The following is a 13867-nucleotide window of genomic DNA, read 5'->3' on the forward strand; positions in this document are numbered from 1 at the left end:
TAAGGTTATATATCGCTAGCTCATCGTTTGGATTCAGTCCAATTGATACTTGTTACCGATCCATCTAAATTCTTTATCCACCTGTGAGGCTCATATGGCGGGCAACGGCTGGCCGATTGTGGTCACGGTCAATGATGAAATCATGGCCTTTGGGCTTGCGTGATATGGCTTCATCAATTGCATTATTGAGTATATCATCGCTTTCGCTTGCACGCACTGGCGCCCGCAGATCTGCCTCATCATTCTGGCCAAGACACATATAAAGCATACCTGTGCAGGTGAGGCGTACACGATTGCAGCTCTCGCAAAAATTATGCGTAAGCGGAGTGATGAAGCCGAGTCGTCCTCCGGTTTCAGCAATTGTTACATAGCGGGCAGGGCCACCGGTACGATATGGAATATCAGAGAGCGTGAATTGCTGGCTGAGAGCAGCACGGAGCCGTGAGAGCGGGAGATATTGATCTGTACGATCAAATTCAATTTCTCCCATAGGCATTGTTTCAATCAGCGTCATATCCATATCGCGGCCATGTGCCCAGCGGATCAGCTCTGGAATTTCAAACTCATTGAAATCTTTAAGCGCCACTGCATTGATCTTGACGCGGATACCAGCCTTTTGTGCAGCGCTGATCCCTTCCAGAACCCGATTAACATCGCCCCAGCGGGTGATCATACGAAATTTGTCAGGATCGAGTGTATCGATGGAAACATTGATGCGTTTCACACCGCAATCAGCCAGTTCATCCGCATAGCGTGTGAGCTGTGAGCCGTTGGTGGTAAGTGTCAGCTCATCGAGTGCGCCACTTTGCAAATGTCGGGAAAGACCACGAATGAGGTGCATTATGTTTTTACGCATAAGAGGCTCGCCACCAGTCAGGCGCAATTTTCTGACACCCTTTTCAATAAAGGCACTGCAAATGCGGTCGAGTTCTTCGAGAGTAAGCAAATCTTTTTTAGGCAGGAAAGTCATATGCTCTGCCATGCAATAAGTGCAGCGGAAATCGCAACGATCTGTGACAGACACACGCAAATAGGTGACAGCACGCCCGAATGGATCGATCATCTGTCCGTTCGGTGAAACATCAGGCAGTGTTTGAAGACGTTGTGTAATATGTGCCATTGTTTCCATTTGTCGCGATATTTGCTCGCTCTCTATATCAAGAGATAGTTTTACGCTGCCACTTTGTCCAGTTCGACGCCGTTTATACCAGCTTCAACAAAAAGCGAGCAGGAGCAGGACGAATTAAAATAGACGTTAGCAGGCGGTATGTTTAATGAGAAATATATGCTGTTGAAGCGACGGAGAAGAGTGATGAGTGATTTCTGGCCTACCGAACTGCGCGTCTCAAAGGATCGCAAGCTTTTGACGGTCGCTTTTGAAGATAGTGCGCGTTTTGAGCTGCCAGCAGAATTATTGCGTGTATTATCACCCTCTGCAGAAGTACAGGGACATTCGCCGGAACAGCGTGTGACTGTAGGCGGCAAACGCAATGTTGAAATCATGCGTATGGACCCGGTGGGTAATTATGCCGTTCGCATCACCTTTGACGATATGCATGATACAGGTCTGTTTTCGTGGACTTATCTCCATAAGCTTGGCACAGAGAAAGAAACACTCTGGCAGACCTATCTGGATGAGCTTGATCAAAAAGCTTTGAAACGCGACCCGGCATAAAGAAACCAGCATAAAGAAAAAGGCGGTTTCCCGCCTTTATTCAACCCAGATTGAGTTCCTTGAAGAAGTCGTTACCCTTATCGTCAATGACAATAAAGGCCGGAAAATCGACCACTTCAATACGCCAGATGGCTTCCATGCCGAGTTCTGGATATTCGACAACCTCAACCTTTTTGATGCAATCCTGCGCAAGACGCGCGGCGGGGCCGCCAATGGAGCCGAGATAAAAGCCGCCATGCCTGCCGCAGGCTTCGCGTACCTGCCGCGAGCGATTGCCCTTAGCCAGCATTATCATGGATCCACCAAATGACTGGAATTGATCGACATAAGAATCCATACGTCCCGCGGTCGTTGGACCAAATGAACCGGATGCATAGCCGGTCGGTGTTTTGGCCGGGCCTGCATAGTAAACCGGATGATTTTTGAAATAATCCGGCATGGATTCGCCATTTTCCAGACGTTCACGGATTTTTGCATGGGCCAGATCGCGTGCAACGATGATCGAGCCTGTCAGCGAAAGCTGCGTTTTGACGGGATGTCTCGATAATTCCTTCAAAATATCTGCCATTGGCTGATTGAGGTCGATTTTAACCACATGCGATGAGAGTTTTTCTTCATCGATCTCCGGCATATATTGTGCCGGGTTGGTTTCAAGCTGCTCAAGAAAAATACCGTCTTTGGTGATTTTTCCTTTCGCTTGGCGATCTGCCGAACAGGATACGCCAAGACCGATTGGCAAAGATGCACCGTGACGCGGCAGGCGGATAACACGCACGTCGTGGCAGAAATATTTGCCACCAAACTGTGCACCAACCCCAAGCGATTGCGTCAGCTTGTGAATTTCAGCTTCCATTTCAAGATCACGGAAAGCATGACCCGTTTCTGAACCTTCAGTAGGAAGTTCATCAAGATAGCGCGTGGAAGCGAGCTTCACGGTTTTCAGGTTCATTTCAGCAGATGTGCCGCCAATAACGATTGCCAGATGATAAGGCGGGCAGGCAGCAGTGCCAAGGCTGAGAATCTTGTCTTTGAGAAATTCAATCAGCCGGTCATGGGTGAGCAGCGAAGGCGTTCCCTGAAACAGGAATGTCTTGTTGGCAGAGCCGCCACCCTTGGCAACAAACAGAAATTTATAGGCGTCTTCGCCTTCTGCATAGATATCGATCTGTGCCGGCAAATTGTTTTTGGTGTTTCTCTCATCGAACATCGACAGCGGAGCAAGCTGAGAATAACGCAGGTTCTTCTTGTTATAGGCATCAAGAACGCCAGCGCCCAGTGCGTCTGCATCGCCGCCTTCGGTCCAGACCCTCCGGCCCTTTTTTCCCATGATGATAGCCGTGCCGGTATCCTGACACATTGGCAGCACGCCGCCTGCGGCGATATTGGCGTTTTTCAGGAGGTCATAGGCCACGAAACGATCATTATCGGTTGATTCCGGGTCTTTCATAATGTTTGCAAGCTGTTGCAGATGGCCGGGGCGCAACAGGTGGTTGATGTCAGCAAAAGCAGCTTCCGACAGAATGCGCAAACCTTCGGTGTCGACACTCAAAATTTCCTGCCCTTTGAATGTTTCAACTGAAACATAATCGGAGGTCAGTTTGCGATAAGGGGTCTTGTCTTCGCCCATTGGAAAAAGATCGGCGGCGCTTGCTTCTGCCATTTTGGTACCTCGCTTGCTTGCCAGCATATAAACTGTCGGGCTTTTAGCGCGATGCGAGATGGAATCCACTGCGGCACTTTGCGCAATATGAGAGTAAGCAAAGGCACCACTCTATCTGCAAAAACGTTTTTCAATAAAAAATGATAGAGTCAGGCACTAAAAAACAGGAAGATGCATTAACGTTAAACGATTCTATACGAGATTCATCAATTCTATGGGCAAAGATTGACGCGGCTTTGCTCAATGGCGGTCGCACTGAATTGGCGGTTAGAATGCAGTTCTCCAGACAGTTGTATCGTGACATGAATGATCATCGCAAAAGCGGGCCTTATGTCCGCAGCGCTCTGGCGCTTGCATTGACCGCTTCGACACTTTTTTTGCCAGCTCACGCGCAAGCCGCAAATTCTTTGCTGGAATTGTTTCAGCAGCGTCGTCAGCAACAGGCGCAGCCAGTTCAACCGCCTCTAAAGGCCAATCCTGCACCGCGTGCCGCAAAACCCGCCTCGGTGCCTCGTGCCGCTACGCCGCCAACACAGCGTGTGATAGTCAAGGGACCGCAAATATATAATTATAAGCCAGATGCTTTGATCAAAATTGATTTTGGTGGTCTGGATATGCAGGTGACGGCTGCCGTTGAGCCTTCATCGGTCGATCCACTCACATCCGGCATGTCGCCGGTAGGTTTGATGAAGATATCTGATAAGATATCGCAGGGTGAACTGGCTTTTGATGCAGCCGCTGATTATTTAAAAACCACGAATGTTCAGGCCGAGAAACAGATCGCAGAAGCGATTGTCAGTTTTTACTCGCAAAAACGCAGCTTTATCTGGTCAGCTGATAAAAAGGCGCTTGATAAAGCCCGAAATCTTGCGGCTTTTTTTGCACAATCCGATGAAGATGGTCTCAACCCGTTAGAATATGCGGTTACTATTCCCGGTGATCATTATGACGAGGCGCAGCTTGCTGAACATCTGCAAAAACTGGCTGAGTTTGAAATTCGTATGTCTGCGCGTGCTTTGCGTTATGCCATTGACGCAGGAGAAGGGCGTATTGTTGCCGACAGGCTGAGCGGATTTTACGATTTGCCACGCAACCGTGTTGATCCGAAAGCCGTTCTTGAGACGCTTGCTGCAAAAAATGATCCGGTCGATTATCTTAAAGGATTCCAGCCGAATAACGAGGCTTATGCCACGTTAAAGCGTGAACTGGCAAACACACAAGTACCGTCCAGAGAACCAATCCGCATCTCGCTCGATAAGGCTATTCGTCCCGGTGATACCAGTGATCAGCTTGCCAGGGTCGTAGCTCTCATCACACGCCATGCACCCGCATCCTATATGGAACAGCATCGCGATGTGTTGCAGGCACATGCAGATGCAAGCATTTATGATCCCGAACTTGTGGCCGCTATCAAGGATTATCAAAAATTATCAGGTAGCACGCCTGATGGCATCATCGGCAGAAATACGATTGCAGCCCTTCAGGGTGAGCAGAATTCAGTGAAGCGGGATCGCATTCTTTATTCGATGGAGCGCTTGCGCTGGCTGCCGCATGATTTCGGTTCGCGTTATGTGATGGTCAATCAGCCATCTTATCGTGCTCAATATTTTGAGGATGGTAAAGAAAAACTGGCTATGAATGTGGTCATCGGTTCGCCAAAACATCAGACCTATTTTTTCTATAACAAAGTCCAGACAGTTGTTTTCAATCCATCATGGGGCGTGCCACGTTCGATCATACTCAATGAAATGCTGCCAAAAGTCATGCGAGATAGCAGCTATCTCGACCGCAATGGCTATGAGGTCTATGTCGGAGGCAAGAAGGTTTCAGCAAGTGCTGTGAACTGGAATGCCGTTGCCGCAGGCAAGGCGCATGTCGGTATCCGACAGAAACCAAGTCTCGATAATGCATTGGGTGAATTGAAGATTTTATTCCCGAACGCGCATGATATTTATATGCATGACACGCCGGCAAAATCATATTTCAGCCGTGATATGCGTGCGCTCAGCCATGGTTGCATTCGGCTTGAGCGTCCGCGTGATATGGCTGCCGCAGTTCTTGGAAAACCTGTTGAAGAGTTGAGCAGGTATTTTGGCAAGAATGAGCGCGGTATCAAGGTTGCCGAACCGGTTCCGGTCTATATCGCTTATTTCACAGCATGGCCTGACAGCAACGGCAATATGCGTTTTTACAGTGATGTTTATGATCGCGACTCTGGTATGCAAAAGGCCTTTGATAAAACAGCAGAGGCACGATTGGCCGCACTCTGAAGGCTGATCGATCGAAAATAATTACGCCTGAAAATCTCCCCTTAGCAAGGTCTTTTGAATATGCATGGTGAATACAAGGTCCACGGTGGAAAGCTGGTTGTTATCGATCTGGACGTTCAGGATAACAAACTCAGTGAAGTTCAGGTCGCAGGCGACTTTTTTCTGGAACCCGCAGAAGCCCTTGATGATATTCGCAATGCTTTGAATGGTTTGCCTGCAACCGCCTCAGCCGAAGAAATAGCTGATGCGGTGCGTAAAGGATTGCGCCCGGATGCGTTTATGATCGGTTTCAGCCCGGAAGCGGTTGCAATTGCAGTTCGTCGTGCGCTTGGCGTTGCGCGGACATGGCGTGACTATGAATGGCAGATCATTGATATTCCGCCGCTGGCGCCCACAATGCATCTGGCTCTTGATGAAGTTCTGGCGCGCGAAGTTGCTGCCGGACGCCGTGCGCCCACCTTACGTTTCTGGGAATGGGAACGCCCGTCAATTATCATTGGTGCTTTTCAGTCGCTGCGTAATGAAGTGGACATGGAAGCGACAAAAGAAATGGGTGTCGAGACAGTACGCCGTGTTACGGGCGGCGGCGCCATGTTTGTAGAGCCGGGAAATTCTATCACCTATTCGCTTTATGCACCGGGTGAGCTGGTTCGCGATATGAGCTTTGCCGACTCTTATGCATTTCTCGATGAATGGGTGCTGAAGTCGCTCAATTCATTGGGCATTGATGCCTTTTATAAACCGCTCAATGATATTTCCAGCTCAAAAGGCAAGATTGGTGGCGCGGCACAAAAGCGTTATTCAGGCGGAACTGTCCTGCATCATGTCACAATGGCTTATGATATGGATGCGGAAAAGATGCTCAAGGTGCTGCGCATTGGCCGCGAAAAGCTTTCAGATAAGGGGACAGCCAGTGCTGCCAAGCGTGTTGATCCTGTTCGCAGCCAGACAGGATTGCCGCGCCGTGAAGTCATTGACCGCATGAAGGACATGTTCGTGTCGCTCAATGGCGGTGTAAGCGGAGCGATTACGCCTGAAGAATTTGCAGCTGCTGAACAGCTCGTTGAAGAAAAATTCGCAACCAGAGAATGGCTGCATCATATTCCATAATGGACGCAATTAACATTGTGTCCGTGACAGCGCGGACAAGCCATGCCATAGGGAGGCCACGTTTTCACAAGGCCTTCCACATATGATCCGCATTGATAATATCAGCAAGTCTAACAGCCATCGCATTCTTTTTATCGAATCTTCTGCCGCATTGAATCGCGGCGAGAAGATCGGCCTTGTCGGACCAAACGGTGCGGGTAAAACCATGCTTTTTCGCATGATTACTGGCGAAGAATTGCCCGATGAAGGACAGGTCAATGTCGAAAAAGGCGTGACGATCGGCTATTTCAACCAGAATGTTGGTGAAATGGGTGGACGCTCGGCAGTTGCCGAAGTCATGGACGGGGCAGGGCCGGTCAGTATTGTTGCAGCCGAACTGCGCGAACTCGAAAGCGCCATGTGCGACCCTGATCGTCTTGATGAGATGGACGCCATTATCGAACGCTATGGTGAAGTGCAGGCGCGTTACGAAGAGCTTGATGGCTATGGTCTGGACGGTCGTGCGCGTGAAGTGCTTGCAGGTCTTAGTTTCAGTCAGGAAATGATGGATGGTGATGTCGGCAAATTGTCCGGCGGATGGAAAATGCGCGTGGCGCTTGCCCGTATTCTTCTGATGCGTCCTGACGTTATGCTTCTCGACGAACCAAGCAACCATCTTGATCTCGAAAGCCTGATCTGGCTGGAATCCTTTCTTAAAAACTATGACGGTGCCTTGCTGATGACCTCGCACGACCGCGAGTTCATGAACCGCATCGTGACTAAAATCATCGAAATCGACGGCGGCTCGCTCACAAGCTATTCCGGCGATTATGCATTTTATGAGGGCCAGCGGGCGCTTAATGAAAAGCAGCAGCAGGCGCAGTTTGAACGCCAGCAGGCAATGCTTGCCAAGGAAATCAAGTTTATTGAACGCTTTAAAGCACGCGCATCGCACGCATCACAGGTGCAGAGCCGCGTGAAAAAGCTTGAAAAGATTGATCGCGTTGAGCCTCCGCGCCGCCGCCAGACAGTCGCCTTTGATTTTCTGCCTGCGCCACGATCAGGCGAAGATGTGGTCAGCCTAAAGGGGGTGAACAAGTCTTATGGCAGCCGCACGATTTACAATGGATTGGACTTTATGGTCCGCCGGCGTGAGCGTTGGTGCATCTTGGGCGTCAATGGTGCTGGCAAGTCAACGCTTCTTAAGCTCGTTACCGGAACGACTGAGCCCGATCAGGGTATTGTCAATCTTGGCGCCAGCGCAAAGCTCGGCTATTTCGCACAGCATGCCATGGATATACTTGATGGCGACAGCACAATTCTTGAATGGCTGGAGCAGCGTTTTCCAAAGGCCGGGCAGTCGCCTTTGCGTGCACTTTCCGGTTGTTTTGGCTTTTCAGGTGACGATATTGAAAAGAAATGCCGCGTGCTTTCGGGTGGGGAAAAAGCTCGTCTGGTTATGGCGGCCATGCTGTTTGATCCGCCAAATTTCCTTGTGCTTGATGAGCCGACGAACCATTTGGATCTTGATACCAAGGAAATGCTGATCAAGGCGCTGTCAGCCTATGAGGGCACAATGCTTTTTGTATCGCATGACCGGCGCTTTTTGTCGGCACTGTCCAATCGTGTGCTCGAACTCACACCGGATGGCATTCAGCAATATGGTGGCGGTTATACCGAATATGTTGAAAGCACTGGACAGGAAGCGCCGGGTTTGCATGTTGGATAAGATAAAGGCGGGAATTTCCCGCCTTTATTTTGCGCTATGCTTAGCGGTAAACAATGCCGCCATCGGTCAGGATAGCCTGTCCGGTGATGTAATCTGAATCCGGGCTGGCAAGGAAGGATACCAGCGAGGCAACATCGTCAGGTGTCTGAGCACGACCAAGCGCAATACCTTCAACATATTTCTTATAGGTCTCACCCTTCGGTGCGCCAGTGATTTCTGAGAAGCGCTCATCAATCTCGACCCACATATCGGTACCGACAATGCCAGGGCAGTAGGCATTGACTGTAATACCTGCGCTTGCATATTCCTTGGCTGCGGCCTGTGTGAGTGCCCGTACGGCAAATTTCGTTGCCGAATAAACACCAAGCATTGCAAAACCATCATGGCCGGCAATGGAGGAAGCATTGATGATCTTGCCTTTGTGTTCGCGAGCTTTAAATTTGGCTGCTGCGGCCTGAATGCCCCACAATACACCTTCAACATTGATCTTCAGGATGCGATCAACTTCTTCCGGCTTGACATCAGAAATAGGCTGAACCTGCGCAATGCCGGCATTGTTGACGATTACATCAAAACCGCCAAGCTCTTTTTCAGCGTGATCAATTGCAGCATAAACATCATCGCGCTTGCTGATATCGGCGGAAAAAGTTGATGCCTTGCGGCCAAGCGTTTCGACTTCCTTTTTCACGGCTTCAAGCTTGTCTGCTTTCAGATCAACCAGTGCGATATCAAAACCATCCTTTGCAAGGCGTAATGCAATACCACGACCAATGCCCTGTGCTGCACCCGTCACCAAGGCAACCTTAGCTGTATTTGACATGATTTATCCTTTTCTGCTTTCAAGCGGGAAACTTCTTAATAGCCATTGGCAGCCGCCTATTTAGCTTCGTACTGTCCGATGACATTTTGAAGAAAATTAGAAGCCGTTGACATTAAGTTCATTGATCGTGATCAACTTTCCGATGATTGCCCATAAGCTATAGATTTGGCTTCTTAAATTCAGCATCAATCTATATACTGGACTCAATGTGTCATCTTTTTAGGTGTTTTATGAAAATCTCACCAAAAACATTCAGCTCTAAAGGTTTGAATCTATTTCACCGCCGCCGCTTTCTTGCTTTGACAGCTTTAGCGCTTATCTCTCTTTCAATGCCCCCCCTGTCAGTGCGTGCTGATGACAAACCAGTGCTGCGCATTGCCTTGGCTACAAGCATATCCAATCAGGCTGCGGAAGTGGCAGCTAAGGAAGCGAAAGAACAGGGGCTTGATGTCGAACTGGTCGAGTTCAGTGACTGGAATACACCCAACACAGCAGTCGCTGACAAGACTGTCGACGCCAATCTTTTCCAGCATATTCCTTACTTGAACTACACAAATGCCAATACCGGCAATGGTCTCGTACCGGTAGCGCCTGCTTTCAGTACGCCTTTTGGTCTTTACTCAAAAAAATATGCCAAACTTGATGAACTGCCAGATAACGCTAGAATCGCGTTTTCGGGAGATGTCATTAATACCGGGCGTTCTTTGCTGTTATTACAGCAGGCAGGTTTTCTTGAACTTAAGCCTGGCACAGATCAACGTGCCAGCCTTGAAGATGTTGTGACATGGAAAAAGCCACTGAAAATTGTGTTGCTGGATGGTCCGCAAATTGCACGGTCGCTGGATGATGTCGATGCTGCCGCAACTTATCCGACATTTGCAAAGCTTGCAGGTTTGGAGGCGTCATCAGGATTGATTTTTGAGAATGAACCAATTTATGCATTTCAGTTTGTGACACGCCCTGAACTGCGTGATGATGTCCGCCTCAAAAAGTTTATTGAAATATACCGGAACTCTCCAGCCGTTAAAGCAAAGCTTCGCGAACTCTATGGGGATATGGTTTCATTCCCGCGTTGAGCGGGAATGGAACAATCTTCTCTCTGGTTCTATTTTCCTCTTAGAGTAATTTAGGAATTTTCACGGTTATTTTGCTAAATAGCTGTATCTTGTCCAAATAGAGCATTGAAGCTGGGCCGTGGTTCAGCTAGAAACGCCGTAATTGAGGCTTTAATGCCTCCCGGTGATGCACCCGTAGCTCAGCTGGATAGAGTGCTGCCCTCCGAAGAGCCCCGAAGTGGAACTTTACCCCATAAATATCTATTTTATATCAAGTGGTTAAAGTCGTAGCATGTAGTTCTCTCGCGTCACTATGAGTGATGCGGCGCATTCCCGCCATCTTTCCATTTAACGCGTTGCAGGCATGTCTGAGCGCCCGATGCCTGAGAAAGAGCTGCCCTAGAAATACGGACGAAGGCATCACCAAATCCCTTATTTCCTCGATGTCCGGCTTTATTTTCCAGACGTAAAGCGGGTCAATCGGCACAACCCCGCCACTATTCATAGCTCCCTCGTTTTCAGCTGCTTACAATGATGCAATGCCAGACAAAGCCGTCAAGACTATCGCTAGGGATTATCCTTGGCACCCTTATAGGGGCATCCTACAGACCTTAGAAATACCGAATGGAGTTTCTATGGCTACAATTCGCAAATTACGAGGCCGCTGGCAGGCACAGGTTCGCCGCAAGGGTATTAAGCCGCGTGCAAAGAGCTTTGACACAAAGGCTGATGCTGAAAAGTGGGCGCGTAATCTCGAAACAGAACTTGATCGAGGTGGCGGCTTCATCGATACGCGCCTCGCAGAGAAGATGACGCTCCGGGAGTTGCTTGAGCGTTACGTGACAGAAATTACGCTGCAGAAGCGAAGTGCTCAGACTGAAGTCTACCGAGTGCGCGTGCTTATGAAGCACGAAATTGCTTATCGAACCCTTTCTATGCTTAGTCCCAGTGATCTTGCTATGTATCGTGACGAGCGATTGAAGGTTGTCATGCCGTCTACCGTTCTCAAGGAATTGAACACCTTAGCTCATGCTATCGATATTGGTCGGAAAGAATGGGGTGTGCATCTGATTCAAAACCCTTGCCGGATGATACGGCGCCCCTCACCATCACGAGGAAGAGAACGCCGTTTAGAAGACGGTGAAGAGCAAAAGCTATTCGACGCTGCCGACAGCGCTCGTAACCCTTATATGCGCTCTTTGGTAATTATCGCACTTGAAACCGCTATGCGCCAAGGTGAAATCCTTTCGCTACAATGGACAGATATCGATTTCAACCGCCGGATCGCATATCTTGAAATGTCGAAGAACGGTGAAAGCAGAGATATTCCGTTATCGCAGCTTGCATTACGGACACTCATGGAACTTAAGACAAACACCATCGATCAACGTGTTTTTCCGCTTACGAAATCAGCCGTAGGACAGGCGTGGGAGCATTTGCGTGAACGCGCTGGCATGACTGACTTCCGGTTTCACGATCTGCGTCACGAGGCAATCTCACGGCTTTTAGAGAAGGGGTTGAACGTGATCGAAGCAGCTACCATAAGCGGTCATAAAGAATTGCGCATGTTGCAGCGTTACAGCCATTTGCGGGCAACCGACTTGGTTGATCGCCTAGGGTAGACGAACCTACCGGACAGCAACGCCAGCGTGTCGGGAACAGTGAAGTCCTAGAAAAACCCTCTTCTATTCAAGGGGATGCGTTCTGGTGCCGCCGTGATCCGGAAGTGTAACCGCCTATCCTAACTGTGGTTGCATTACATTGTGACAAGAAATGACCGGCTAATAAGCGATTTAAGGCTTTCGAGCGCAATATTTTGCATCTACCGAGTGTTCGATCTTCCTAAGATTCCTACGAGAATTGTTTCCGCTAACTTTCCGTCAAGATGACAGATCTGAGCGTATTTTTGGTTTTGGCGAGTTTCTTCTGACATTCACATTCGTGAAGCAACGAAACAAATCAGACCTAGATCAGAACCAGCACGCCGACAGAATTATCTTAAATGCGAAACCGTTTCGCTTTTCACCCAAATACTTTTTGCAAGTTTTTCTGAGTCATTTTTGATCAACGAGCTGGTTTTCGCATGTCTATAGCCACTGCAATGCTTGGATTTCGAGAAATCCGCTGATTTTCAGCCTAATAACTTATATAACATGTCTATTATAAGCGGATTGCCTATGTTGAGAACTATTACAAAACGTAGGCAGAGCAGCATCTAGAAGAGACGCCTCAAAAAAGTTCGCGCTGCCTATTTCAGAAATCCCTTACGCACGCGCTCGCCCAAACTCCTCAAAGCTGTCAGCACGCGTTCATTCAGGTCTTCATAGGCCACAAACGTCTGACTTACTCCCATAGCTATTCTCTTCTTCGCCGGTAACTTCAAACCTCTATTATGCATATCCGGCAAAGATTGCTTTCGAATGATTTTTTGCGTTTCCGTTACAGCATCGTCCATTGCCTTTAACCCGATGCCACCTGTCTTTCGAAACTTAGCTATCCTCTGCCTGTCTCTAGCGACTGCAACTGCTTGTCGCCACCTTGTTTTATGAACCACTTTTCCGGATACTGTTGGAAGAACAAAATCAAAGTATCGTGCTTGAAGGCGCGTGAAGTTCAATTCAGTAAGTTCCTGAAAATACATGGGGCATATTTCCGATAATGCATCTCCGGTAAGTGTGACTTCTACGCGTGCACGTTTGTCTTTCTCAGCCAGTGCCTTGAATGTCCCGGTATCTCGGTTTTGCGTATCTATCGTTTTATCCATAATACGCCAGCGGACGTCGGCTTTTATGTCGCCGATATTAATTGTAGCATCTGAATAGGGCGCATGATCCCATTCTGTCTCAATCAGCAACCGTCTGTTTGCGCCTTCACTGAAGTTTGGATTTCCGGCTAATAACCGTTGATAGTGGCCTCGACCGGTCCCCCACACTGATCTCGGTCTATCACGGTGATCGGTTATTACGTCCCGCTTAAACAGAATATGATTGGCCAATACGCGCACCATCTTTGCGCGTTCATACTCTCCCAGTGTTTTGGCATAGAAATCGACGCTTATCTCTATCCCGCAAATTAATGGGTCGAGTCCTAAGCCGTATTTCGCTTTAATGAGTTTAAATATTACTAGCAGAGATTTAATATCCGGCTCTTGGAAGCGTATTACAAACTTTTCATCCGGATCATTAGCTTGAGCTCGTCCAAGCGAGTTGAATGGCCGAGCAGGATCAAATCGATCATTTTTTGTTCGTCGCGAACTAGAACCTTATTTTTTGCATGATGCTTTTGGTTGCCGTTTTTGGGATCACTAAGCACATAATAGCCATTTTGCATAGCTAGATACTGTTTGCTTCCGGTGAACGGATCAAGGCGATATAGGCGCATCGTTTCTCTTTACTGTAATTTTTTAAAATAATCATGTCTCACATTTACGAATACGATGTCCATATTCAAAATTTAGAGCCTGAATCATAATGAACGTAACGATATCAGGCTCTTGCAATCCTTCTCGTTAGGAAGCGGATATTTGCGATGTAGATCCAGGCTTCAGAGGAAGCGATGGTTTTCTCGAA

11 protein-coding genes are annotated in these 13867 nt (G+C 48.4%); 6 read left to right on the forward strand and 5 right to left on the reverse strand.

The genetic code is table 11. The features are described from left to right. Positions 1 to 73: 73 nt before the first annotated feature. The gene (gene moaA / locus FHY56_RS11135; RefSeq protein WP_140905228.1) at positions 74 to 1120 is read right to left on the reverse strand and encodes a GTP 3',8-cyclase MoaA; all 1047 of its coding nucleotides are present in this window, start codon (positions 1118 to 1120) and stop codon (positions 74 to 76) included. A 192-nt stretch (positions 1121 to 1312) separates the two neighbouring features. On the opposite strand from moaA, the gene FHY56_RS11140 reads away from it, so the two are divergent. Then, positions 1313 to 1675, forward strand: coding sequence for a gamma-butyrobetaine hydroxylase family protein (locus tag FHY56_RS11140; RefSeq protein WP_140905229.1), 363 nt, complete (start codon positions 1313 to 1315; stop codon positions 1673 to 1675). Between the two features lie 40 nt (positions 1676 to 1715). On the opposite strand, the gene FHY56_RS11145 is transcribed toward FHY56_RS11140, so the two are convergent. Next, positions 1716 to 3362, reverse strand: a complete 1647-nt coding sequence (locus tag FHY56_RS11145; protein WP_328595376.1) for a fumarate hydratase — start codon at positions 3360 to 3362, stop codon at positions 1716 to 1718. A 245-nt stretch (positions 3363 to 3607) separates the two neighbouring features. On the opposite strand from FHY56_RS11145, the gene FHY56_RS11150 reads away from it, so the two are divergent. From FHY56_RS11150 to FHY56_RS11160, 3 genes are all read left to right on the forward strand, one after another. Further along, positions 3608 to 5605 (forward strand): L,D-transpeptidase family protein, encoded by a 1998-nt coding sequence (locus tag FHY56_RS11150; RefSeq protein ID WP_140905231.1) that lies wholly within the window; start codon positions 3608 to 3610, stop codon positions 5603 to 5605. Between the two features lie 60 nt (positions 5606 to 5665). Continuing rightward, on the forward strand, positions 5666 to 6715 hold the full coding sequence (locus FHY56_RS11155; protein ID WP_140905258.1) for a lipoate--protein ligase family protein: 1050 nt from the start codon (positions 5666 to 5668) through the stop codon (positions 6713 to 6715). Between the two features lie 82 nt (positions 6716 to 6797). Beyond that, positions 6798 to 8423 carry an ABC-F family ATP-binding cassette domain-containing protein gene (locus FHY56_RS11160; protein WP_140905232.1) on the forward strand — a complete coding sequence of 542 codons (1626 nt, stop codon included), beginning with the start codon at positions 6798 to 6800 and terminating at the stop codon, positions 8421 to 8423. A 40-nt stretch (positions 8424 to 8463) separates the two neighbouring features. On the opposite strand, the gene FHY56_RS11165 is transcribed toward FHY56_RS11160, so the two are convergent. Further along, complete coding sequence (locus FHY56_RS11165; RefSeq protein ID WP_140905233.1) at positions 8464 to 9243, reverse strand: acetoin reductase; 780 nt, start codon at positions 9241 to 9243, stop codon at positions 8464 to 8466. 230 nt (positions 9244 to 9473) lie between these two features. On the opposite strand from FHY56_RS11165, the gene FHY56_RS11170 reads away from it, so the two are divergent. Continuing rightward, positions 9474 to 10319 carry a MetQ/NlpA family ABC transporter substrate-binding protein gene (locus tag FHY56_RS11170; RefSeq protein WP_140905234.1) on the forward strand — a complete coding sequence of 282 codons (846 nt, stop codon included), beginning with the start codon at positions 9474 to 9476 and terminating at the stop codon, positions 10317 to 10319. A 614-nt stretch (positions 10320 to 10933) separates the two neighbouring features. Then, on the forward strand, positions 10934 to 11920 hold the full coding sequence (locus tag FHY56_RS11175; RefSeq protein ID WP_140905235.1) for an integrase: 987 nt from the start codon (positions 10934 to 10936) through the stop codon (positions 11918 to 11920). A gap of 626 nt (positions 11921 to 12546) precedes the next feature. Here the strand turns inward: FHY56_RS11175 and FHY56_RS11180 are convergent. Together FHY56_RS11180 and FHY56_RS11185 are read right to left on the reverse strand one after the other, a co-directional pair. Further along, a complete protein-coding gene (locus FHY56_RS11180) occupies positions 12547 to 13152 on the reverse strand; it encodes a hypothetical protein (protein ID WP_140905236.1) in 606 nt (201 codons plus the stop codon). A 305-nt stretch (positions 13153 to 13457) separates the two neighbouring features. Continuing rightward, on the reverse strand, positions 13458 to 13679 hold the full coding sequence (locus FHY56_RS11185) for a hypothetical protein (protein ID WP_140905237.1): 222 nt from the start codon (positions 13677 to 13679) through the stop codon (positions 13458 to 13460). Positions 13680 to 13867 lie beyond the last annotated feature (188 nt).

This window comes from Brucella gallinifaecis, assembly GCF_006476605.1.
Classification (GTDB): domain Bacteria; phylum Pseudomonadota; class Alphaproteobacteria; order Rhizobiales; family Rhizobiaceae; genus Brucella; species Brucella gallinifaecis.

Coding starts and splice junctions, on each gene's coding strand:
- moaA (WP_140905228.1), bottom strand. CDS start 1,120: ATGGCACATATTACACAACGTCTTCAAACACTGCCTGATGTTTCACCG.
- FHY56_RS11140 (WP_140905229.1), top strand. CDS start 1,313: ATGAGTGATTTCTGGCCTACCGAACTGCGCGTCTCAAAGGATCGCAAG.
- FHY56_RS11145 (WP_328595376.1), bottom strand. CDS start 3,362: ATGCTGGCAAGCAAGCGAGGTACCAAAATGGCAGAAGCAAGCGCCGCC.
- FHY56_RS11150 (WP_140905231.1), top strand. CDS start 3,608: ATGCAGTTCTCCAGACAGTTGTATCGTGACATGAATGATCATCGCAAA.
- FHY56_RS11155 (WP_140905258.1), top strand. CDS start 5,666: ATGCATGGTGAATACAAGGTCCACGGTGGAAAGCTGGTTGTTATCGAT.
- FHY56_RS11160 (WP_140905232.1), top strand. CDS start 6,798: ATGATCCGCATTGATAATATCAGCAAGTCTAACAGCCATCGCATTCTT.
- FHY56_RS11165 (WP_140905233.1), bottom strand. CDS start 9,243: ATGTCAAATACAGCTAAGGTTGCCTTGGTGACGGGTGCAGCACAGGGC.
- FHY56_RS11170 (WP_140905234.1), top strand. CDS start 9,474: ATGAAAATCTCACCAAAAACATTCAGCTCTAAAGGTTTGAATCTATTT.
- FHY56_RS11175 (WP_140905235.1), top strand. CDS start 10,934: ATGGCTACAATTCGCAAATTACGAGGCCGCTGGCAGGCACAGGTTCGC.
- FHY56_RS11185 (WP_140905237.1), bottom strand. CDS start 13,679: ATGCGCCTATATCGCCTTGATCCGTTCACCGGAAGCAAACAGTATCTA.